We start from the raw sequence: 20,680 nt of genomic DNA, 5'->3' as shown, positions 1-20,680 counted from the left end.
CGGCGCCGCACCCGCAAGGAACGAATCGCTACCCGCACCACGTTTGCCGGAACGTGGGAAACGCAGAAGCACGGACAGGGGTGCCTATGACCGAGGCCACGCAGAACCGCCGGGCGGACGCCGCCGGGCCCGGCGCAGCCACCGCGCAGGAGGCCCCGTACGACACCCAGGGCGGCCGGCGCGGAAGCATCGACCTGCACACCCACGGCCTGCCCGACTGGCTGGACCCCGTCGTCGAGGCGGCCCGGACGGTCCGGCCCGCCCAGCTCAGCCGGTTCCTGCCGCCGGAGGACGGCCGCGGCCGCCAGTCGGCCGTACTGATCCTCTTCGGCGAGGGTCCCCGCGGCCCCGAGCTGCTGCTGATGGAGCGCGCCGGCACCCTGCGCTCGCATCCCGGCCAGCCCTCCTTCCCCGGCGGCGCCCTGGACCCCGAGGACGGCGACCCGCGCACCACCGGCCCGCTGCGCGCCGCGCTGCGCGAGGCCGAGGAGGAGACCGGCCTGGATCCGGCCGGGGTCCAGCTCTTCGGGGTGCTGCCGCCGCTCTACATCCCCGTCAGCAAGTTCGTCGTGACCCCGGTGCTCGGCTGGTGGCGCGCCCCCAGCCCGGTCGGCGTGGTCGATCCGGCCGAGACCGCCCGGGTCTTCACGGTGCCCGTGGCCGATCTCACGGACCCCGAGCACCGCGTCACCGTCGTCCACCCCAGCGGCTTCCATGGCCCGGCCTTCACCGTGGAATCGGCTCTGGTCTGGGGTTTCACCGCCGGAGTGATCGACCGGATCCTGCACTTCGCCGGCTGGGAGCGCCCCTGGGACCGGTCCCGGGAAGTCCCGCTCGACTGGCGCGCATGAGACGGTGGGCCCTGTGAACGTGCTGGACATCCTGTTGCTGCTCGCCGCCGTATGGTTCGCGATCGTCGGCTACCGCCAGGGGTTCGTCGTCGGCATCCTGTCGGTGATCGGCTTCCTCGGCGGTGGTCTCGTCGCGGTGTCCCTGCTGCCCCTGATCTGGGACCGGGTCACCGACAACGGCACCCAGGTGTCCACCACGGTCGTCGTCATCGCCGTGGTCGTCATCATCATCTGTGCCTCGATCGGCCAGGCGTTGACCACCCACCTGGGCAACAAGCTCCGGCGCTCCATCACATGGTCCCCGGCCCGCGCGCTCGACGCGACGGGCGGCGCCCTGGTGAACGTGGTGGCGATGCTGCTGGTGGCCTGGATGATCGGGTCCTTGCTCGCCGGTACGTCACTTCCCACGCTGGGCAAGGAAGTCCGCAACTCCAAGGTGCTCCTCGGCATCGACCGGGTGCTCCCGGCGCAGGCGGACACCTGGTTCTCGGACTTCAGCTCCACCTTGGCCCGCAACGGCTTCCCGCAGGTCTTCAGCCCGTTCTCCAACGAGCCGATCACCGAGGTCAAGCCGCCGGACCCGCTGCTCGCGAGCAGCCCCGTGGCCGAGTCCGCCAAGCAGTCCATCGTGAAGGTGGTCGGCACGGCGCCCTCGTGCAGCAAGGTGCTGGAGGGCACCGGCTTCGTCTTCGCGCCGGGCAAGGTGATGACCAACGCGCACGTCGTCGGCGGCGTCGGCGAACCGACCGTGCAGGTCGGCGGCGAGGGCAAGCTCTACGACGGCAAGGTCGTGCTCTACGACTGGGAGCGCGACATCGCCGTCCTGGACGTGCCCAAGCTGAAGGCGCCGGCACTGGAGTTCACCGACAAGGGCGCGGCGAGCGGCACCGACGCCATCGTCGCGGGCTTCCCGGAGAACGGCGCGTACGACGTCCGCGCGGCACGCGTCCGCGGCCGGATCAACGCCAAGGGCCCGGACATCTACCACCGCGGAACGGTGCGACGGGACGTCTACTCCCTCTACGCGACGGTCCGCCAGGGCAACTCCGGCGGCCCGCTGCTGACGCCCGAGGGCAAGGTGTACGGGGTCGTCTTCGCGAAGTCCCTCGACGACCCCAACACCGGTTACGCCCTGACCGTGGACGAGATCCGCGAGGACATCCGGAGCGGAGCAACGGCGGACCGGCGGGTCGGCAGCCAGGGCTGCGCCCTCTGAGCCCTACGGGAGCCCTGAGGGGCTCCCGCAGCGCTGCCGGGCCCCGTGGGGCCCATCGGCTTCCAGGGCCCTTGCGGGGCCCCTGCCTACGTACGCTGGTGCCTGAGCCGGGCGGAGACCCAGCGGGCCCGCCGGCGCAGGATGCGCGGAATCCCGAGTCGGGGGTCGTCGTGGCCTTCGCGGCCCTGCCCCCTGTGCGTGCCCGGCGTGACCGTCGAGCGGCGTTCGTGTGCGGTGTCACCGTAGTCGTGCGTCCAGCCCATACTCCGAGCTGTGCCCGGGGCCCAAGGTCGGTAATCGCGTTGAGGGCGGCCAATTGGCCTATGCGCCAGGCAATTGAATGCTTGTCATATAAACGGCTGTCGACTCAGCGGTCGGGCTCGGGATCCTGCAGCCAGTTGACCAGCTCGGTGGAGAACGCCGCCGGGTCCTCCTCGTGGGGGAAGTGCCCGAGTCCGTCGAAGAGCCGCCAGCGGTACGGGGCTTCGACGTACTGCCCGGACCCCGCAGCACTCCGCGTGCGCATCACCGGATCGAGCGAGCCGTGCAGGTGCAGCGTCGGCACCCGCACCGGCCGCTTCATGCGCCGGTTGAACTGCAGGCCGTCGGGGCGGGCCATGGACCGCATCATCCAGCGGTACGGCTCGACCGAGCAGTGCGCCGTGGAGGGGATGCACATCGCGCGCTGGTACACCGCGATGTCGTCCTCCTCGGGGAGCCGCGGGCCGGACCAGTCGCGGATCAGTTCGCCGACGAGCGCCCCGTCGTCGGCGACGAGCTGCCGCTCGGGCACGAACGGCCGCTGGAAGCCCCAGATGTGAGAGCTGGCGCGGGTCTGCCCGAAATCGGACAGCATCGCGGACCGCCAGCGGCGCGGATGCGGCATCGAGGACACCACCAGCCGGCGCACCAGCTTCGGCCGCATCACCGCCGCCGTCCAGGCGAGGTAACCGCCCAGGTCGTGCCCGACGAGGGCGGCGTCGGGCTCGCCGAGGGACCGTACGACCCCGGTGATGTCGAGCGCGAGGTTGGCCGGGTCGTAGCCCCGCGGGGTGCGGTCGCTGCCGCCCACCCCGCGCAGGTCCATCGCGACCGCCCGGTAGCCCGCGTCGGCCAGCGCGGTCATCTGGTGCCGCCACGTCCACCAGAACTGCGGGAAGCCGTGCAGGAGCAGCACCAGCGGTCCGTCGCCGAGCTCGGCGACGTGGAACCGCGCCCCATTGGCCGCCACGTCCCGGTGCGTCACTTCTCGCCCGCCGGGGATGTCGATCCGGACCGCCGTGGCGGCGGTGGGGGGCGTACCGGACGTGCCGGAATCCGACGAGGGGGAGGTCATGAGGACGAGCGTGCCACACCCACGGCGTTGTCACTGACCGACCGGGCGTGGGGCTTGACGGTGCCGACGAGGGCCGCCGTCTCCTTGACCGAGGCGATGGTCTTCACCGGCGGCTTGATCTTCTTGAACTTCGCCATGGCGATCAGCCCGATCACGGCCGCGAGCAGCCAGAACGCCACGCCGACGATCAGGAAGGACCAGGCCAGCCCGAGCCCGAGGTTGTGGATCCCGTACGCCGCCGCGAAGCTCAGCACCGGCAGCGAGAAGAGGAGGAGCACGCCCGCGACGATCGCGGCGCCGCTGCCGATGCCCGCGCGCTTGACGTCCTGCTTGATCTCCACCTTGGCGAGGGCGATCTCGTCGTGCACCAGGGCGGACATCTCGGCGGTGGCCGAGGCGACCAGCTGGCCGAGTGTGCGCTCGGCTCCTGGGGCCCCTTGGTCCACTGCGCTCATCGCTCTCTCCCTCTGTCGTCCGACTGCGACGGCTGTCCTGTCGTCAGGTCAGATCATGCCGGACGGCCGCCGTCGGCGCTGGACCCGCCCGCTGCTTCGGCCGCTGCGTCGGCTGCGCGTCCGGCTGCGAGTCCGGCCGCGGGTCCGGCCGCCGGTTCCCGCGCACCGGCCGCGACCTCTTCGGCCCTGCGCAGGTGCTCCGCCGCCTTGGCCTCGTAGATCTTCGCCATCCGCAGGTGGTAGTCCGGCTTGTCCTGCTCGTAGATGTCGGGGATGCCGTCGAGGTCCTCGTCGCGCTCCTCGTCCTCGATGAGCCTCTTGTACTTCCGGTTGCGCATCTTCAGCAGGACGCACGCGACGATCGCGGCGATGAGCGAGCCGATCAGGACGGAGGCCTTGATCTCGTCGGTGAGGACGGGGTCGTCGGTGAAGGCGAGCTCGCCGATCAGGAGCGAGACGGTGAAGCCGATTCCGGCGAGCGAGGCGACGGCGAACACGTCCGGCCAGGCGAGGTCGTCGTTGAGCTCCGCCTTGGTGAACCGGGCGGCGAGCCAGGTGCCGCCGAAGATGCCGAGCGTCTTGCCGACCACGAGGCCGAGCACCACGCCGAGGGGCTCCGGCCGGGTGAAGACCTGTCCGATGGACTCGTCGGAGAGGGAGACGCCGGCCGAGAACAGGGCGAAGAGCGGGACGGCCAGACCGGCCGAGACGGGCCGGACCATGTGCTCGATGTGCTCGCCGGGGGAGTGGTGCTCGCCCTCCTTGCGGTGGCAGCGCAGCATCAGGCCCATGGCGACACCGGCGATGGTGGCGTGGACCCCGCTGTTGTACATCAGGCCCCAGATGACCAGGGCGAGCGGGACGTAGACGTACCAGCCGCGCACGCCTCCGCGGAGCAGGAACCAGAAGAGGACCAGGCCCGCGACCGCTCCGCCGAGGGCCAGGAAGTTGATCTCGCTGGTGAAGAACACCGCGATGATCATGATGGCGAACAGGTCGTCGACGACGGCCAGGGTCAGCAGGAACGCGCGCAGGGCGGACGGCAGCGAGGTGCCGATGACGGCGAGGACGGCCAGGGCGAAGGCGATGTCGGTGGCGGTCGGGACCGCCCAGCCGTCCGTCGAACCGTTGCCGAGCACGTTGGTCAGTACGTAGACCAGCGCGGGCACGGCCATGCCGCAGAGCGCGGCGATCACCGGGAGCGCGGCCGCCTTCGCGTCGCGCAGGTCGCCCGCGACGAGCTCGCGCTTGAGCTCGATGCCCGCGACGAAGAAGAAGATGGCGAGCAGGCCGTCGGCCGCCCAGTGCTGGAGCGACAGGTCCAGGCCGAGGGAGGCGGGGCCGATGTGGAAGGAGCGGACGCTGTCGTAGCTCGCCGAGATGGCGGGCACGTTCGCCCAGATGAGGGCGGCGACCGCGGCCACGAGGAGCAGGACGCCGCCGACCGTCTCGGCGCGCAGGGCGTCGGCCACGAAGCGGCGCTCCGGCAGCGAGAGGCGGCCGAGGAGCTTGCGGCTCTGGTTGTCGGTGGGGCTGGGCGCGGCCACGGGGGGCACCTCCGGGGTGGGTTGGACGGCATGGCGAAGCATGTTGCCGACCAGACTTCCCGGCGCACCCTGTGGAGTAGTTCTTTAACCATCTAATACTTTACAGGGTGTACGCGTGGGTGTATCCGGTGATCGTCACTTTATGTGCGAAAAGGGCATCCGGCGCGGCGCGCCGAATGCCCCTTCCGTCGTGTCGTACGGGTACGACCGGGCCTGCCTCAGTCCTCGCTGCCGGCGGCCGGCAGCTTGCTCTGGATCAGGTCCATGACCGAGGAGTCCGCGAGCGTGGTGACGTCACCGACCGCACGGTTCTCGGCCACGTCGCGCAGCAGGCGGCGCATGATCTTGCCCGAGCGGGTCTTCGGCAGCTCCTGCACGGGCAGGATCCGCTTCGGCTTGGCGATCGGGCCGAGCGTGGCACCCACGTGGTTGCGCAGCTCGGCGACCAGCGTGTCCGTCTCGGAGGCGCTGCCGCGCAGGATCACGAAGGCCACGATGGCCTGGCCGGTGGTCTCGTCGTTCGCGCCGACGACCGCCGCCTCGGCGACCGAGGGGTGCGAGACGAGCGCCGACTCCACCTCGGTGGTCGAGATGTTGTGACCGGAGACCAGCATGACGTCGTCCACCCGGCCGAGCAGCCAGATGTCGCCGTCCTCGTCCTTCTTGGCGCCGTCGCCCGCGAAGTACTTGCCCTCGAAGCGCGACCAGTAGGTGTCGATGAACCGCTGGTCGTCGCCCCAGATGGTGCGCAGCATCGACGGCCACGGCTCGGTGAGGACCAGGTAGCCGCCTCCGCCGTTCGGGACCTCGTTCGCCTCGTCGTCCACGACGGTGGCGGCGATTCCGGGCAGCGCGCGCTGCGCCGAACCGGGCTTGGTCTCGGTGACTCCGGGCAGCGGGGAGATCATCATCGCGCCGGTCTCGGTCTGCCACCACGTGTCCACGATCGGGCAGCGGTCGCCGCCGATGTGCTTGCGGTACCAGATCCAGGCCTCGGGGTTGATCGGCTCGCCGACCGAGCCCAGGACGCGCAGGCTCGACAGGTCGAACTTCGCGGGGATGTCGTCGCCCCACTTCATGAACGTCCGGATCGCGGTCGGCGCGGTGTAGAGGATGGTGACGCCGTACTTCTGCACGACCTCCCAGAACCGGCCCTGGTGCGGGGTGTCCGGCGTGCCCTCGTACATCACCTGGGTGGCGCCGTTGGCGAGCGGCCCGTAGACGATGTAGGAGTGCCCGGTCACCCAGCCGATGTCGGCGGTGCACCAGTAGACGTCGCTCTCCGGCTTCAGGTCGAACACCGCGTGGTGGGTGTACGAGGCCTGCGTGAGGTAGCCGCCGGAGGTGTGCAGGATGCCCTTGGGCTTACCCGTGGTCCCCGAGGTGTAGAGGATGAAGAGCGGGTGCTCGGCGTCGAAGGCCTGCGGCGCGTGCTCGGCGCTCTGCCGCTCGACGATCTCGTGCCACCAGACGTCCCGGCCCTCGGTGAAGGCGGTGTCCTGGCCGGTGCGGCGCACCACGAGGACGTGCTCGACCTGCGGGCACTTGGCGACGGCCTCGTCGATGGCGGGCTTCAGGGCGGTGGGCTTGCCGCGGCGGTAGCCGCCGTCGGAGGTGATGACCAGCTTCGCGTCGGCGTCCTGGATGCGGGAGGCGACGGCGTCGGCGGAGAAGCCGCCGAAGACCACGGAGTGCGCGGCGCCGACGCGGGCGCACGCGAGCATCGCGACGACCGCCTCGGGGATCATCGGCAGGTAGACGGCGACCCGGTCGCCGGCCTGTACGCCCAGCTCGGTCAGGGCGTTCGCCGCCTTGGAGACCTCGTCCTTGAGCTCGGCGTAGGTGATCGAGCGGCTGTCGCCCGGCTCGCCCTCGAAGTGGATGGCGACGCGGTCGCCGTTGCCGGCCTCGACGTGGCGGTCCACGCAGTTGTACGCGACGTTCAGCTTGCCGTCCGCGAACCACTTCGCGAAGGGCGGGTTGCTCCAGTCGAGGGTCTCCGTCGGCTCGGTGTCCCAGCTCAGACGGCGCGCCTGCTCGGCCCAGAAGCCCAGCCGGTCCGCGTCGGCCTGTGCGTACGCAGCCTGAGTCACATTGGCGGCGGCGGCCAGATCGGCAGGCGGTGCGAACCGCCGCTCCTCCTTGAGCAGATTGGCCAGGCTTTCATTGCTCACGACGCATCTCCCTTTCCCAGGGTGTCCGTTGTGTCCCCGGTTGTGTCCCCGGGCATAGCTCATCAGTCAATGGCCCGGGTGACAAGAGGTTGCCGGGAATTGGTGTAGACCTATTACCCGGCCGGGCCCACGCACGAGTGGCCCCCTCCCGCTGCAGGGTGCGGGAAGGGGCCACTCAGTGGCACGGATAACGGAGGGTATCGGTTCAAAGCTCCCCGGGCCCGGGAGCGCGACCGCGCCGGCCGCCCGCCGGGCCCTGTGCGTTCAGCCGCGCACCGACCCCGCGCCGACGGTGTCGAAGACCCGGCAGTCGAAGAAGTCCTGCCCCTCCGACAGCAGGTACGCCTGTGCCTCGCCGACGTGGAAGTACATCCCGTGCAGCTCCAGCGTGCCCTCGGCGAGCCGCCGGGCCACCGATTCGTGGGCCTTCAGGTGCTCCAGCTGCTGCACCACATTGGTCAGGCACAGCTGCTCCACGGCGTCCGCCGGCAGCCTGCCGGAGATCCGGGCCCAGGCGTGATGGCGGCTGCCCATCCGCTCCAGGCTCGGCAGTCCGTGCCGCAGCCACCGCCGCAACGGGGTCATCGGCATCCCCGGGGCGGAGTTGAGCAGGGCCTGCATGGCCCCGCACCCCGAATGCCCGCACACCGTGATGCTGTCCACCTGGAGTACGTCCACGGCGTACTCGATGGCCGCCGCGACCGAATCGTCCGTGGACTCGGCCCCCGGGAGCGGGACGAGGTTGCCGACGTTGCGGACCGTGAACAGGTCTCCGGGGCCGCTCGCCGTGATCATGCTCGTCACCAGGCGGGAGTCCGCACAGGTGAGGAAGAGCTGCGAGGGCCGCTGCCCCTCCCGGGCCAGCCGGGCCAGCTCCTCGCGCACGTGCGGAGCCGTGTCCCGCTGGAAGGCGCTGATCCCGTTGGCCAGTTGGCCGGCGCCGCGCCCGCGGGACCCGGCCGGCGGGGTGGGGGCGGGGGCCGGGGTGGGGGCGGGAGGTGCGGCCGGGCTCTCGTCGTCCGCCGTCAGGTCCGTGAGGTCCGTCAGGCCCGTCGGGTCCGTACGGTCCACCGTGCCGCGGTGGTCGCAATGGTTCTGCCACGGCGTCCAGGGCCGGCAGCACTGGTGATCCCCGCGCTGCGTACCCCGCTGGGCACTCTCGGCCCGCTGGGCCTGCTCGGCTTCGGCGATCCTGGCTCCCGACCGGCCGGTGACCTCCAGCGAGCCGCCGTGGGCCAGGTGGGAGTCCTGCCAGTCCTGGAGGGTCTCGTAGGCGGCGTGGTCCATGAACGAGCCGTCCAGCTCGATGACGGCGTGCCCGTGGTGCGGGATCTGGCTCAGCACCCGGCTCAGCCGCGGCACCGCGAGGAAGGTCAACTGCCCGCGGGCCCACACCCGGTGGACCCCGCTGTCGAGCTGCTCGACGGTGATCCGGGTCCGGGCCAGGCGGTGCAGGGCGAGGGCGACGGCCATCGCGATGCCGACGGCGACGCCCTCGAGGACTCCGCCGAGCACCACGGCCACGATGGTCGTGGCGTAGACGAGGATCTCGCCGTGCCGGGTGACGGTGCGCAGGTGCGTGGCGCTCACCATCTGGATGCCCACCGCCATCACCAGCGCGGCGAGCGCGGCGAGCGGGATCAGGTCGAGGGCGGGGACGAGCAGCCCGGCGGCGAGCAGGATCCACAGCCCGTGCAGCATGACCGAACGGCGACTGACGGCACCGGCCTTGACGTTCGCCATGCTGCGGACGGCGCCGCCCGCGACGGGCAGTCCGCCCAGCGCCCCGGAGACGATGTTCGCGGCGCCCTGGCCGCGCAGTTCGCGGTTGAGGTCGGCCCGTGCGGGACGCCGCTGCGTGCCCCGCCGGGTGGCGATCAGCTTGTCGGTGGCCACCGCCGAGAGCAGGGATTCCACGCTGCCGACCAGGGTGATGGTCAGCACGGCGGCGATGATGCCGAGGACCGGCCCCTCGGGCAGTTCGGGCAGCGCGTGGCTGCGCCAGGACGGCAGGTCCACGCGCGGCAGGGTGAGCCCGGCGAGGGCGGCGCAGGCCGTGGCGACGGCGACGGCGGCCAGCGCGGCGGGCACCTTGCGCAGGTGCCGCCCGGTGCGCCCCGGCAGCCGCGGCCAGCAGAGCAGGACGGCCAGGGTGAGCACGCTGACGCCGAGCGCGGCCGGATGCAGATCGGCCAACTGGTCGGGAAGTCCGCGGACATTGGCCAGGGCGGAGCTCTGCGGGGTGCCGCCGAGCACGATGTGCAGCTGTGCCAGCGCGATCGTCACGCCGACACCGGCGAGCATCCCGTGGACGATCGCAGGGCTCACCATCAGCGCGGACCGGGCGGTCCGCAGCGCGGCCAGCCCGAGCTGGCACAGCCCGGCGAGCACCGTGATGGCACAGGTGGTGCGCCAGCCGTAGTGCTGGATCAACTCGGCGGTGACGACGGTGAGTCCGGTCGCGGGGCCGCTCACCTGGAGCGGTGTTCCGCCGAGCCGTGCGGCCACGATCCCGCCGGCCGCCGCGGCGACGAGCCCCGCCTGGAGCGGGGCGCCGGTGGCCAGGGCGATGCCGAGGGAGAGCGGCAGGGAGATCAGGAAGACGGCGACGGAGGCGGAGAGGTCGGCCTGGAGGCCGGCCGGGAGGCCTTTGGTGGGGGGAGGGGAAGTGGGGGAGGGCGTGGCGGTCATAGGTCCCGTCTCCTCGGGGGAGGGGTGAAGCGGCGGGATTCTCAACACTCGGTAAATGAACGGTAATGGAGAGTAAAGCTCTGTGGTGAGTAATGCGGGCAAACGGCCTAGGAATTAGCGCTCACGAGTGATTAAGCATTTAGTCCGGCTTGTCACACCTTCCTTAAAACGGACCGCATGGGACGTTGCGGCGCGGAAGTCCTGCGACGGAAGTGCGATGGAACTGCGACGGAAGGGGTGCGGCGGATGACTGCCACCACGAAGAGGCCCGCCACGAAGAAGGCCGCCAAGAAGAGGATCGCCGGCGGTCTCGTCGCCACGGCGCTGGTCCTGGGAGTGGCCGGGTGCAGCACCTCGGAGCCCGCCGGCCGTCCGGCCCCGGGAGGTCAGGCGGCCAAGAAGGGCGCGCCCGCGCCGGAAGGCCCGGCTCCGGGCAGCGTCAAGCGGCTCATCGGCGACGGCTCGACCTCGTTCACGGGTCTGCAGCCGAACGTACAGAAGGCGGAGAAGCTGAAGCCCGGCGAAAAGCCGCCGCAGTTCGTCGTCTATTCGTGGGACGGGGCGGGCGAAGACAGCCAGAAGCTCTTCTCGCATTTCCGTGAGGTGGGCAAGAAGTACAACGCCCGTATGACGTACTTCCTCAGCGGTGTGTACATGCTCCCGGAGGAGAAGCGTTCCCTCTACACCGCCCCCCAGCACTCCCCGGGCCGCTCCGACATCGGCTTCGGCGACCCCCAGGGCATCAAGGACACCGCTCTCCAGGTGCGCGAGGCCTGGCTGGAGGGCAACGAGATCGGCACCCACTTCAACGGCCACTTCTGCGGACCCGAGGGCGGCGTCGGGACCTGGTCCGTGGACGAGTGGAAGAGCGAGATCAACCAGGCGAAGTCGTTCGTCAAGAACTGGAAGACGAACTCGCCGGCCCTCAAGGGCATGGAGGCGCTCCCGTTCGACTACGACAAGGAGATGATCGGGGCCCGCACCCCCTGCCTCGAAGGCCAGAAGAACTTCATGCTGGCCGCGAAGGAGATGGGCGGCTTCCGCTACGACTCCAGCGGCATCAGCAAGCAGATCTGGCCGAAGAAGACGGACGGCCTCTGGGACATCCCGCTCCAGCTGGTCCCCATGCCCGGCCGCGCCTTCGAAACGCTCAGCATGGACTACAACTACCTGGTCAACCAGTCCGGTACGACCACGCAGGGCGACCCCTCGCAGCACGCGTACTGGGGTGAGCAGATGCGCGACGGCCTGGCCAAGGCCTTCGAGCGGACCTACCAGGGCAACCGTGCGCCGCTGATCATCGGCAACCACTTCGAGTCCTGGAACGGCGGCACCTACATGCGGGCCGTCGAGGACTCCATCAAGACCATGTGCACGCAGAAGGAGGTCCGCTGCGTGCCGTTCCGCGAGCTGGTGGACTGGCTGGACGCCCAGGACCCGAAGGCCCTGGAGTGGATGCGCACCCTCGACGTCGGCGAGGCACCGAAGGAGGGCTGGAACAAGTTCCTGACGGCGGGGCCGCCGGCCAAGCCGGCCGCCCCCGCCGGGGTCAAGCCGGCTGCGGAGCCGGCAGACGCGAGTCAGAACGAGGAGTGAGCAGTTCCCGTAGGACGAAACCGGGGTCGATCTGGTCCGCCAGGTCGATCCCGGTCTTCGCGTTGCCCCAGCTCTCCGCGTTGCGCAGGTGGAAGTGGACCATCTGCTCGGTGTACCGCTCCCAGTCGCGGTGCGCGTAGGAGTCGTCCGCCGCGTCCTGGAGTGCCTGCAGGGCCAGCCGGTTGGTGGCCTCCAGCAGCTCGAAGGCGGCCGGGCGGCCCTTCTCCATCGCCCGTACCCAGTCCGACTGCCCGACGGTGACCAGCAGGTCCTCGCCGGCCTCGTCCTGGAGGAACTCGATGTCCTCCGGGCCCTGCACCTTGTTGCCGACGACCTTGAGCGTGATCCCGAAGTCCCGCGCGTACTCCTTGTACTGGCGGTAGACGGAGATGCCCTTGCGGGTCGGTTCGGCGACCAGGAAGGTCACGTCGAAGCGGGTGAACATGCCGGAGGCGAAGGAGTCGGAACCGGCCGTCATGTCGACGACGACGTACTCGTCCGGGCCGTCGGCGAGGTGGTTCAGGCAGAGCTCGACCGCGCCGACCTTGGAGTGGTAGCAGGCCACGCCCAGATCGGACTCGGTGAACGGCCCCGTGGCCATCAGCCGTACGGGCTCGCCGTCGAGCGTCACCGTGCGCGCGCAGGCGTCGTAGACGGGGTTGTCCTCGTCGACGCGCAGCAGCCGGGAGCCGGTCCCGGGCGGAGTGGTCTTGATCATCGTGTCGGCGGAGGCGATGCGCGGGTTGGAGCCCCGCAGGTAGTCCTTGATGAGGGGCAGGTGCGCGCCCAGCGCGGGCAGCGAGGCCGCGTCGTCCTCGCTGAGCCCGAGCGCGGTGCCCAGGTGCTGGTTGATGTCGGCGTCCACCGCGACGACACGGGCTTCATTGGAGGCGAGGTGGCGGATGAAAAGGGAGGACAGCGTGGTCTTGCCGCTGCCGCCCTTCCCCACGAAAGCGATCTTCATGTTCACGAAGCGTAGTGGGTCGGTGGCTTTGTGTTGTATGCCTGAGTGAAGAAGACCACTCCAAGGAGGGGTCGGTGCTATGGGGGAGCAGTGCGTAGGCTCCTTACTTATGAGTAGCGCCTCTGCTTCCGCCGCCTCTTCGGCCGCCGCTTCCGCTTCCGCTCCTGCTTCCGCCGACCCGCTCGCCCCGCTGGGCGCTCTGCCGGGCGTCTCCGAGTCCGTGGAATCCGTACGCAAGGCGGTGGACCGGGTCTACGGCCACCGCGTCATGCGCCGCCGCGCCGTGGCGGTCGCCTCGGAGGCCGCGCTGCGCGGAGCGCGCGGGAGCGCGGCACTGTCGGGGGCCGACTGGGCGCTGGAGGAGGTCCGCCGCCGGAGCGACTTCGGCTCGGAGCCGGAGGCCCGCACGGTGGGCGCCGCCCTGCGCCTGACGGCCGAGGCGGGCCAGCTGCTGAGCATCTGGCGCCAGTCGCCGCTACGGGTCCTGGCGCGGCTCCACCTGGTGGCCTCGGGCTCCACGGCCGACGGCGACGTGGTCGGCCGGCCCCGCCTGGCCGGTGAGCCGGTGGACGAGCCGCTGATCGACCTGCCCCTGCCGGACGCGCAGGAGGTGGCGGGCCGGCTGGAGGGGCTCTCCGGCCTGATCATCGCGGGCGGCTCCGCTCCGGCGCTGATCACGGCGGCGGTGGTGCACGGCGAGCTGCTCGCGCTGCGTCCGTTCGGTTCGTACAACGGCCTGGTGGCGCGGACCGCGGAGCGGATCGTGCTGATCAACAGCGGCCTGGACCCGAAGGCGATCTGCCCGGCGGAGGTCGGGCACGCGGAGCAGGGCCGGGATGCCTACGTGGAGGCCTTCAAGGGCTACGTCTCCGGGACCGCGGAGGGGATGTCGGCCTGGATCGCGCACTGCGGCCGCGCGATCGAGCTCGGTGTCCGCGAGTCGACCGCGGTCTGCGAGGCGCTCCAGCGCGGCGCGGCCTGACGGGGGTCGGCAGGCCGGGCGGCGGGCGGCCGGCGCGGCCTGACGGGGTCCGGACATGGGTTGCGGCGACACCGTACTGCTCTGGTGTCGCCGCTGGCATTTACGCCCAGTTACCAAGCGTCCTCGATGATTGCCCATCAGGTCGGGAGCTTTGCCCGTCACCTGGTGCGGCTGGCCCGTAATCGACGGGTCGACGTCGCGTGGGTGCTCGGCGTTCATGCGGTGTTGCGATCTTGCTTCGGTCCGTGGGCCATACTGCGTTTTAAAGATGATCCTCTCGGATGTTCTTTGGTCTCGCGGGCCTTGACTCCTTTGTACTCCGCTTCGGGGTGGAGCGAAACCCCTGGCCGCATTTCTTTGCTTTCCGGTGCGAATCAGGGTGTATCGGACACCCGGTGTTCGTGCAGGTCAGCGGGATGCCGTGGCGGCCAGGGCGCGCCGCCGGCTCGCGTACCAGACCAGTCCGGCGGTGGCCGCGGCCGCGCCGACCGCGGCGGCTGCGACGAGCGCCGGCCGAGCGGGCATCGACAGTCCGGGCAGCCGCTGCTTCAGCCGTACCGGCCGGTTGAACACCAGCACCGGCCACTCGCGCGCCACCGCCTCCCGTCGAAGGGCCCGGTCGGGGTTGACCGCGTGCGGGTGCCCGACCGCCTCCAGCATCGGGATGTCGGTGGCCGAGTCGCTGTACGCGTAGCAGCGCGAGAGGTCGTACCCCTCGGACTCCGCGAGTTCGCGCACGGCCTCCGCCTTGGTCGGGCCGTAGGCGTAGTACTCGATCTCGCCGGTGAAGCAGCCGTCCTCGCCCACGACCATCCGGGTGGCGACGACCCGGTCGGCGCCCAGCATCTCGCCGATGGGCTCGACGACTTCGGCTCCGGAGGTGGACACGATCACCACGTCGCGGCCCGCGGTGTGGTGGGCCTCGATGAGGGAGGCGGCCTCGTCGTAGATCAGCGGGTCGATGAGGTCGTGCAGGGTCTCGGCGACGATCTCCCGGACCTGCTGCACGTTCCACCCCTTGCAGAGGGCGGACAGGTACTCGCGCATCCGCTCCATCTGATCGTGGTCGGCGCCGCCGGCCAGATAGATGAACTGCGTGTAGGCGGTGCGCAGCACGGCCCTTCGGTTGATCAGGCCGCCCTGGTAGAAGGACTTGCTGAACGTCAGAGTGCTCGACTTCGCAATGACCGTCTTGTCCAGGTCGAAGAAGGCTGCGGTGCGAGGCAAGGAGTGCGGCAAGGGCTGATTTTCCACGACCCGAGCATATGCGCCCACCATTCGGCGTAAAGTGCGGCGCGTGGGTTTGCCTGAGAAGCCTCTCGGGTACACCATGGAAGTCACGGATCGTTCGCGACCGTGCTAACCCGGTCTGGCTCCTCCCCCCCCGAGTCGGACCGTGGGGACGACCCCCGCTCTCCCCCCCGGCGGGGGTCGTCGCATGTCCGGACGCGGTTTGCGTCCCTGTCTTCGACCCCAAGTGATCACTCCTCGGGCTTCCTCGTCTTCGAGGGGCCTGCGCGGCGAAGGCCCTCACCCCCTCGAACTCGTCACTGTGCGTAGTCGTTCCGGCGCGCTCCGGAACTCACCTGTTGGGGTGAGCGAGTTATTCACAATGAGGCGACCGTCCACGGTTTTAGAGCAAGATCCACTTCTTTTTCCCGATCCCGTCACGGTGATTCCGGCCGCGAAGTCCGCGGCGCTGGATTTGCTGTGAGAAGGAGGCGGAGATCGTGGCTGGATCGAAGTCGTGTGAACTCCGGGATCTCGCGATGGCGGGCGGGGACGGGCCGAATCCCGGGGCCGGAGGGCCTGTGGCCGCCGGCGGACGGCCGCTGATCATCACCGAGGACCCCCTGCTGCTCGACGACCTGCTGCGGCTGTGCGCCGCCGCGGGAGCCGAGCCGCATGTGCACCACGCGGTGCCCGAGCAAAGCGGAGCCGGTGGTGACGAGAGGGGCGCCGGGAGCGGCGGGGGCGGCGGGGGCGCCGCCGGGGGCCTCGGGGTCGCGGGGGTCGGCTGGGAATCCGCACCGCTCGTCCTGGTCGGCGACGACGCCGCGCGGCGGGTTCGCGGCGCACCCCGGCGGGACGGGGTCTTCCTCGTCGGCCGGGATCTGGACGACCCCCACGTATGGCAGCGGGCCCTGGAGATCGGCGCCGAGGAGGTGCTGACCCTCCCCGACGCCGAAAGCCGGCTCGTCGACCGGATCGCCGATGTCGTGGAGGGAGCCGGACGGCCCGCCCTCACGGTCGGGGTGATCGGGGGCAGCGGCGGAGCCGGAGCCTCCACCCTCGCCTGCGCGCTGGCCCTGCGAGCCGCCCGGGCCGGGGAGCGGACCATCCTCATCGACGGCGACCCCCTCGGCGGCGGCATGGACGTCCTCCTCGGAGGCGAAGCCGCCGAAGGACTGCGATGGCCCGACTTCGCCGCCTCGCGCGGCCGCGTCGGCGCCGGAGCCCTGGCGGAATCCCTGCCCGAACTGCACGCCCTGCGGGTGCTCAGCTGGGACCGCGGGGACCGGGTGGTGGTGCCGCCCGCCGCGATGCGCTCGGTGGTGGCCGCCGCGCGGCGCCGGGGCGGGGTCGTCGTGGTCGACCTGCCGCGCCGGGTCGACGAAGCCGTCGCCGAGGTGCTCGCGCAGCTGGACCTGGTGCTCATGGTGGTGCGGGGCGAGCTGCGGGCGGTGGCCGCGGCCGGCCGGGTGGCCGCGGGAGTCCGGATGGTGGCCCGGGACGTCCGCGTGGTCGTACGGGGCCCCGCGCCCGGCGGACTCGACGCGGAAGCCGTCGCCGGACTCCTGGGGGTGCCCCTGGCCGGCGAAGTACCGGTCGAGGTGGGACTCCCGGGCCGAGTGGCCGAGGGTGAGCCCCCGGGATCGCACGGGCGGGGCGCCCTCGCCCGCTTCTGCGACGGCTTCTGGCAGCGCGCCCTCGGCTCCGCCCAGGGGGTGGCGGTATGAGCGCCGTACTCCTCGACGCGGTGCGCCAGCGGCTCGCCGAGAGCGGGGCGGAGCCCACCCCGGCGCGGGTGGCCGCGGCCCTGCGGGCCCAGGGCCGGCTGCTGGGCGACGCGGAGGTGCTCGGCGTCGCCGCCGAGCTGAGGTCCGAACTGGTCGGCGCGGGCCCGCTGGAGGCACTGCTCGCCGACCCCGAGGTCACCGACGTCCTGGTGGCGGCCCCCGACCGGGTGTGGGTGGACCGCGGCGGCGGGCTGGAACTGACCGGGGTGACCTTCACCGACGCGGCCGCCGTGCGCAGGCTCGCCCAGCGGCTCGCCGCCGTCGCCGGGCGCCGCCTCGACGACGCCCGCCCTTGGGTGGACGCCCGGATGCCCGACGGCACCCGCTTGCACGCCGTACTGCCCCCGGTGGCCGTCGGATCGGCGTGCCTGTCCCTGCGGGTGGTGCGGCCGCGCGCCTTCACACTGGAGGAGCTGGTCGCGGCGGGGACGCTGCCGCCCGGCGGGCAACGGCTGATGCGGGACATGGTGCGGGCCCGGCTGTCCTTCCTGGTCTCGGGAGGGACGGGCACCGGCAAGACCACGCTGCTCAGCGCCCTGCTCGGGCTCGTCGGCCCCGGGGAGCGGATCGTGCTCGCCGAGGACTCGGCCGAGCTGCGGCCCGACCATCCGCACGTGGTGCGGCTGGAGACCCGGCCGGCCAATCAGGAGGGCGCAGGCCACGTCACCCTCGCCGACCTGGTCCGCCAGGCGCTGCGGATGCGGCCGGACCGGCTCGTCGTCGGCGAAGTCCGGGGCGCCGAGGTCGCCGACCTGCTGGCCGCCCTCAACACGGGTCACGAAGGCGGCTGCGGCACCGTCCACGCGAATGCCGCCGCCCATGTGCCGGCCCGGCTGGAGGCCCTCGGAACGGCCGCCGGGCTGGACCGGGCCGCCCTGCACAGCCAGTTGGCGGCAGCCCTGACCCTGGTGGTCCATCTCGTACGGGACCGGGCCGGCCGGCGCCGGGTCGCCGAGGTGCACGTCCTGGAGCGGGACCCCGCCGGGCTCGTGGTCACCGTGCCGGCGCTGCGCTGGGGCGCCCGCGGGTTCGTACGGGACCGGGGCTGGGAGCGGCTGCGCCCGCTGCTCGCAGGTGCCCGGTGAGCGCCGGGGCGGTGGCACCGCTGCCGGTGGTCGCCGGAGTGCTGTGCGCGGGAGCGGCAGCCTGGGCGCTGGCCGGGGCCGACGGGGTGTCCCGGCGGGCCAGGGCGGTGCTGGCCGGGCCGGGGCGGCCGGCAGCGGCGGGGCCGGCGCCGTGGGAGCGGCTGGCGGCCGGAGTCCGGGTCCGGGCCGCGCGGAGCCGGGAGTGGACCTGCCTGGGGGCCGGGCTGGTGCTCGCGCTGCTGGGCGGGTCGGTGCTCCCGCTGCTCGCGGGGGCGGCGGCGGTACCGCTGGTGCGCCGGTGGCTGCGGGCCGGGCAGCGGGCGCGGGCCAGGACGGCGCGGGCCGCCGAAGTGGTGGCCCTGTGCGGCGCGGTGGTGGGCGAACTGCGCGCCGGTGCGCAGCCGGGCCGGGCACTGACCGAGGCGATGCGCCGCACGGTGTCGGGCCCCGGCGGGCCGGGAGCCGCGGAGACCGGGGTCCTGGCGGCCGCGGCCTTCGGCGGGGACGTGGCCGCAGCCCTGCGGCAGGCGGCACGGGAGCCCGGCGCGGAGGGGCTGGCGGCGATGGCGGCCTGCTGGCGGGTATCGGTGGACGGCGGAGCCGGGCTGGCCGCCGGACTGGACCGGCTGGAAGGGGCCCTGCGGGCCGAGCGGGACCGGGAGGAATCACTGCGCGCCCAGCTCACGGGAGCGAGATCGACGACGGCGGTCCTGGCCCTGCTCCCGGTGGTCGGCCTGCTGATCGGTACCGCGCTGGGCGCCGATCCGCTGCGCGTGCTCCTGCACACGCCGGTGGGATGGGGCTGCCTGCTGGCGGGCGCGGTGCTGGAGGCGCTGGGGCTGCTCTGGTGCCGGCGGATCGTACGGGTGGGGGAGCGGTGATGGACGGCTCCGCCATCCACAGGCTGGGGACGGCCCTGGGCCTCGCGGCGGCGGCGCTGTGCGCGGCGTCGCTGGTGGCGGCGCGGATCAGGGCGCGGGCGGCCAGGCGCCGGCTCACCCGCCTGCTCGCGGTGGAGACGGCGCGCAGGCGACCGCTGCCCGGGCCCCGGCTGCGGGCGGCGCTGACGGCCTGGGCCGGGCCGGCCGGAGCGCTGGCGGTGGCCTGGGTGCTGATCGGCGGGCTCACGGGCGCGGCGGCCGGCTTTGCGGCGGGCTTCGCGGTCCGCAGGTGGCTCGCGCGGCGACGGCCGGCCGCAGGGGTGGACCTCGGGGAGGCCGAGCGCCAGCTCCCCTTCGCCGCCGACCTGTTGGCCGCCTGTCTGGCAGCCGGAGCCGGGCCGGTGGACGCCGCCGAGGCGGTGGGGGAGTCGCTGGGCGGCCCGGTGGGCGAACGGCTGGCGATGGCCGGGGCGGAGCTGCGGCTCGGCGGCGAACCGGGCGCCGCGTGGGGGAGGTTGGCGGAGATACCGGGAGCCCGCGCCCTGGCCGAATGCCTGGAGCGCTCCGCGCGGACGGGGGCGCCCGCCGCGGAACCGGTCTCCCGGCTCGCCTCGACGCTCCGGGCGGACCGCGCGCGCCGGGCGGGGGCCCGGGCGCAGCGGGCGGCGGTCCTGGTCACCGCACCGGTGGGCCTGTGCTTCCTCCCCGCCTTCCTCGCGCTGGGAGTGGCACCGGTGGTGATCGGAATGGCCTCCGGTCTCCTCTCCGGCAGCTGAGGGCCGCCGGGGGCATCTGAAGATCCGTCTGAATGGCCGCCCGAATGGGCCGCCCGAATGAGCCACCTGAAATGACCATCCGACATCCGAGATCTGAGAACACGTCAAAAAGCTGAATCAACGGGAGGTTGTCATGTCGATCATCTGGATTCGAGTGCGGGCGGCAATGGCGGGACTGGTGGGACACGCGCGACTGAAGGGCCGTGGAGGCGACGCGGGGATGACCACGTCCGAATACGCCATGGGCACGATCGCGGCGTGTGCGTTCGCGGCCGTTCTGTACAAGGTGGTGACGAGTGAACTGGTTTCGACGGCACTTCAGTCGACCATCGGGAAGGCACTCGATGCGCCGTTCTGACAGCGGATTCGTGACGGCGGAGGCGGCCCTGGTGATTCCGGCGCTGGTGCTGTTCACGGGGCTGCTGGTGTGGGCGCTGATGGCGGCCGCCGCGCAGATCCGGTGTGTGGACGCCGCTCGGGCCGGTGCCCGGGCGGCGGCCCGGTCGGAGCCGGCGGGCGCGGTGGTGGCGGCGGCCGAGGCGGCGGCCCCGCCCGGGGCGCGGGTGGAGCTTTCGCGGACGGGCGACCTGTGGCGGGTCCGCGTCTCGGCGCCGGCCCCGGGCCCGGCCGCGCTGCCGGTCCGCCTCACCGCCCTGGCCGCCGCCCTGGCCGAGGACACCGTCGGGCCGCCGCCGTGAGCCGCCGCGGGGGCCGCCCGGGGGAGCGCCGCCGCCTGCGGCCCCGGGACCGGGACCGGGGGTCGGCCACGGTGTGGGGGGTCGTGCTCGTGACCGTGCTGATGGCGGTGTTCGGCGGGGTGCTCCTGCTCGGGCAGGCGGTGGTCTCCCGGCACCGTGCCGCGGCCGCCGCCGACCTGGCCGCCCTCGCCGCGGCCGCGAGCTGGGCCCACGGCCCGGAGGCCGCCTGCGCCACGGCGGTACGGGTGGCCGTGGCGCAGGGCGTGCAGGTCACCGGGTGCGTGGTGACGGGCGAGGTCGCGGAGGTCACCGCCCGCACCCCGACGGGCCTCTTCCGACCGGAGCTGCGCTCCCGCGCGGGCCCACCGCTGCCCGGGGAGCCCCGATGAGGGGTCCTCCCCGGGGTCG

Annotated in this window: 18 protein-coding genes; 11 read left to right on the top strand and 7 right to left on the bottom strand. The window is 72.3% G+C overall.

Going from position 1 to position 20,680, the window contains the following annotated elements:
• Positions 1-86 precede the first annotated feature (86 nt).
• Together ACFRU2_RS23115 and ACFRU2_RS23110 are read left to right on the top strand one after the other, a co-directional pair.
• A complete protein-coding gene (locus ACFRU2_RS23115; RefSeq protein ID WP_382975018.1) occupies positions 87-851 on the top strand; it encodes an NUDIX hydrolase in 765 nt (254 codons plus the stop codon).
• A gap of 13 nt (positions 852-864) precedes the next feature.
• Positions 865-2,067 carry a MarP family serine protease gene (locus tag ACFRU2_RS23110; RefSeq protein ID WP_382975016.1) on the top strand — a complete coding sequence of 401 codons (1,203 nt, stop codon included), beginning with the start codon at positions 865-867 and terminating at the stop codon, positions 2,065-2,067.
• A 367-nt stretch (positions 2,068-2,434) separates the two neighbouring features.
• Here the strand turns inward: ACFRU2_RS23110 and ACFRU2_RS23105 are convergent, their stop codons facing one another.
• The 5 genes from ACFRU2_RS23105 to ACFRU2_RS23085 form a co-directional block, all read right to left on the bottom strand.
• Positions 2,435-3,403, bottom strand: a complete 969-nt coding sequence (locus ACFRU2_RS23105) for an alpha/beta fold hydrolase (RefSeq protein WP_382975013.1) — start codon at positions 3,401-3,403, stop codon at positions 2,435-2,437.
• Positions 3,400-3,858 (bottom strand): phage holin family protein, encoded by a 459-nt coding sequence (locus ACFRU2_RS23100; protein WP_250745370.1) that lies wholly within the window; start codon positions 3,856-3,858, stop codon positions 3,400-3,402. Before ACFRU2_RS23100 ends, ACFRU2_RS23105 begins: the two co-directional genes overlap by 4 nt.
• A 53-nt stretch (positions 3,859-3,911) precedes the next feature.
• Positions 3,912-5,447 (bottom strand): Na+/H+ antiporter NhaA, encoded by a 1,536-nt coding sequence (gene nhaA / locus ACFRU2_RS23095; protein WP_382975010.1) that lies wholly within the window; start codon positions 5,445-5,447, stop codon positions 3,912-3,914.
• A gap of 176 nt (positions 5,448-5,623) precedes the next feature.
• Entirely contained in the window at positions 5,624-7,579 is a 1,956-nt protein-coding gene (acs, locus tag ACFRU2_RS23090) for an acetate--CoA ligase (RefSeq protein WP_382975008.1), read from the bottom strand.
• Between the two features lie 264 nt (positions 7,580-7,843).
• Complete coding sequence (locus ACFRU2_RS23085) at positions 7,844-10,270, bottom strand: SulP family inorganic anion transporter (protein WP_382975006.1); 2,427 nt, start codon at positions 10,268-10,270, stop codon at positions 7,844-7,846.
• A 246-nt stretch (positions 10,271-10,516) separates the two neighbouring features.
• On the opposite strand from ACFRU2_RS23085, the gene ACFRU2_RS23080 reads away from it, so the two are divergent.
• Positions 10,517-11,866 carry a hypothetical protein gene (locus tag ACFRU2_RS23080; protein WP_382975003.1) on the top strand — a complete coding sequence of 450 codons (1,350 nt, stop codon included), beginning with the start codon at positions 10,517-10,519 and terminating at the stop codon, positions 11,864-11,866.
• On the opposite strand, the gene ACFRU2_RS23075 is transcribed toward ACFRU2_RS23080, so the two are convergent.
• Positions 11,820-12,830, bottom strand: coding sequence for an ATP-binding protein (locus tag ACFRU2_RS23075; RefSeq protein WP_382975001.1), 1,011 nt, complete (start codon positions 12,828-12,830; stop codon positions 11,820-11,822). The two genes, ACFRU2_RS23080 and ACFRU2_RS23075, sit on opposite strands and share 47 nt — an antisense overlap.
• 109 nt (positions 12,831-12,939) lie before the next feature.
• Here ACFRU2_RS23075 and ACFRU2_RS23070 point away from each other — a divergent pair, with 109 nt between their 5' ends.
• Positions 12,940-13,812: an oxidoreductase gene (locus ACFRU2_RS23070; protein WP_382974998.1), complete on the top strand. Its 873-nt coding sequence runs from the start codon at positions 12,940-12,942 to the stop codon at positions 13,810-13,812.
• A 408-nt stretch (positions 13,813-14,220) separates the two neighbouring features.
• Here the strand turns inward: ACFRU2_RS23070 and ACFRU2_RS23065 are convergent, their stop codons facing one another.
• Complete coding sequence (locus tag ACFRU2_RS23065) at positions 14,221-15,090, bottom strand: HAD family hydrolase (RefSeq protein WP_382974996.1); 870 nt, start codon at positions 15,088-15,090, stop codon at positions 14,221-14,223.
• A 491-nt stretch (positions 15,091-15,581) separates the two neighbouring features.
• Here ACFRU2_RS23065 and ssd point away from each other — a divergent pair, with 491 nt between their 5' ends.
• The 7 genes from ssd to ACFRU2_RS23030 all read left to right on the top strand — a co-directional run bounded on the left by ssd (position 15,582) and on the right by ACFRU2_RS23030 (position 20,661).
• Entirely contained in the window at positions 15,582-16,772 is a 1,191-nt protein-coding gene (gene ssd / locus ACFRU2_RS23060; RefSeq protein ID WP_382975199.1) for a septum site-determining protein Ssd, read from the top strand.
• Entirely contained in the window at positions 16,769-17,917 is a 1,149-nt protein-coding gene (locus ACFRU2_RS23055; protein WP_382974993.1) for a TadA family conjugal transfer-associated ATPase, read from the top strand. Before ssd ends, ACFRU2_RS23055 begins: the two co-directional genes overlap by 4 nt.
• Positions 17,914-18,798 (top strand): type II secretion system F family protein, encoded by an 885-nt coding sequence (locus ACFRU2_RS23050; protein WP_382974990.1) that lies wholly within the window; start codon positions 17,914-17,916, stop codon positions 18,796-18,798. The genes ACFRU2_RS23055 and ACFRU2_RS23050 overlap by 4 nt, the downstream gene beginning before the upstream one ends.
• Positions 18,798-19,574, top strand: coding sequence for a type II secretion system F family protein (locus ACFRU2_RS23045; protein ID WP_382974987.1), 777 nt, complete (start codon positions 18,798-18,800; stop codon positions 19,572-19,574). Before ACFRU2_RS23050 ends, ACFRU2_RS23045 begins: the two co-directional genes overlap by 1 nt.
• A gap of 166 nt (positions 19,575-19,740) precedes the next feature.
• Positions 19,741-19,932, top strand: coding sequence for a DUF4244 domain-containing protein (locus ACFRU2_RS23040; protein ID WP_382975197.1), 192 nt, complete (start codon positions 19,741-19,743; stop codon positions 19,930-19,932).
• A complete protein-coding gene (locus tag ACFRU2_RS23035; RefSeq protein WP_382974985.1) occupies positions 19,919-20,272 on the top strand; it encodes a TadE family type IV pilus minor pilin in 354 nt (117 codons plus the stop codon). The genes ACFRU2_RS23040 and ACFRU2_RS23035 overlap by 14 nt, the downstream gene beginning before the upstream one ends.
• Positions 20,273-20,355: 83 nt before the next feature.
• On the top strand, positions 20,356-20,661 hold the full coding sequence (locus tag ACFRU2_RS23030) for an Rv3654c family TadE-like protein (protein WP_382974982.1): 306 nt from the start codon (positions 20,356-20,358) through the stop codon (positions 20,659-20,661).
• Positions 20,662-20,680 lie beyond the last annotated feature (19 nt).

The organism is Streptomyces sp. NPDC056883 (assembly GCF_042788835.1).
GTDB lineage: Bacteria > Actinomycetota > Actinomycetes > Streptomycetales > Streptomycetaceae > Streptomyces > Streptomyces stoeckheimensis.
This window is presented reverse-complemented; position numbering and strand designations above follow the sequence as displayed.

Bases quoted from the DNA above. Each gene is read 5' to 3' on its own strand.
- ACFRU2_RS23080 (WP_382975003.1), top strand. From the start codon at position 10,517: ATGACTGCCACCACGAAGAGGCCCGCCACGAAGAAGGCCGCCAAGAAG.
- ACFRU2_RS23040 (WP_382975197.1), top strand. From the start codon at position 19,741: ATGGCGGGACTGGTGGGACACGCGCGACTGAAGGGCCGTGGAGGCGAC.
- ACFRU2_RS23100 (WP_250745370.1), bottom strand. From the start codon at position 3,858: ATGAGCGCAGTGGACCAAGGGGCCCCAGGAGCCGAGCGCACACTCGGC.
- ACFRU2_RS23115 (WP_382975018.1), top strand. From the start codon at position 87: ATGACCGAGGCCACGCAGAACCGCCGGGCGGACGCCGCCGGGCCCGGC.
- ACFRU2_RS23055 (WP_382974993.1), top strand. From the start codon at position 16,769: ATGAGCGCCGTACTCCTCGACGCGGTGCGCCAGCGGCTCGCCGAGAGC.
- ACFRU2_RS23045 (WP_382974987.1), top strand. From the start codon at position 18,798: ATGGACGGCTCCGCCATCCACAGGCTGGGGACGGCCCTGGGCCTCGCG.
- ACFRU2_RS23075 (WP_382975001.1), bottom strand. From the start codon at position 12,830: ATGAAGATCGCTTTCGTGGGGAAGGGCGGCAGCGGCAAGACCACGCTG.
- ACFRU2_RS23035 (WP_382974985.1), top strand. From the start codon at position 19,919: ATGCGCCGTTCTGACAGCGGATTCGTGACGGCGGAGGCGGCCCTGGTG.
- ACFRU2_RS23070 (WP_382974998.1), top strand. From the start codon at position 12,940: ATGAGTAGCGCCTCTGCTTCCGCCGCCTCTTCGGCCGCCGCTTCCGCT.
- ssd (WP_382975199.1), top strand. From the start codon at position 15,582: ATGGCGGGCGGGGACGGGCCGAATCCCGGGGCCGGAGGGCCTGTGGCC.
- nhaA (WP_382975010.1), bottom strand. From the start codon at position 5,447: ATGCTTCGCCATGCCGTCCAACCCACCCCGGAGGTGCCCCCCGTGGCC.
- ACFRU2_RS23085 (WP_382975006.1), bottom strand. From the start codon at position 10,270: ATGACCGCCACGCCCTCCCCCACTTCCCCTCCCCCCACCAAAGGCCTC.
- ACFRU2_RS23105 (WP_382975013.1), bottom strand. From the start codon at position 3,403: ATGACCTCCCCCTCGTCGGATTCCGGCACGTCCGGTACGCCCCCCACC.
- ACFRU2_RS23065 (WP_382974996.1), bottom strand. From the start codon at position 15,090: ATGGTGGGCGCATATGCTCGGGTCGTGGAAAATCAGCCCTTGCCGCAC.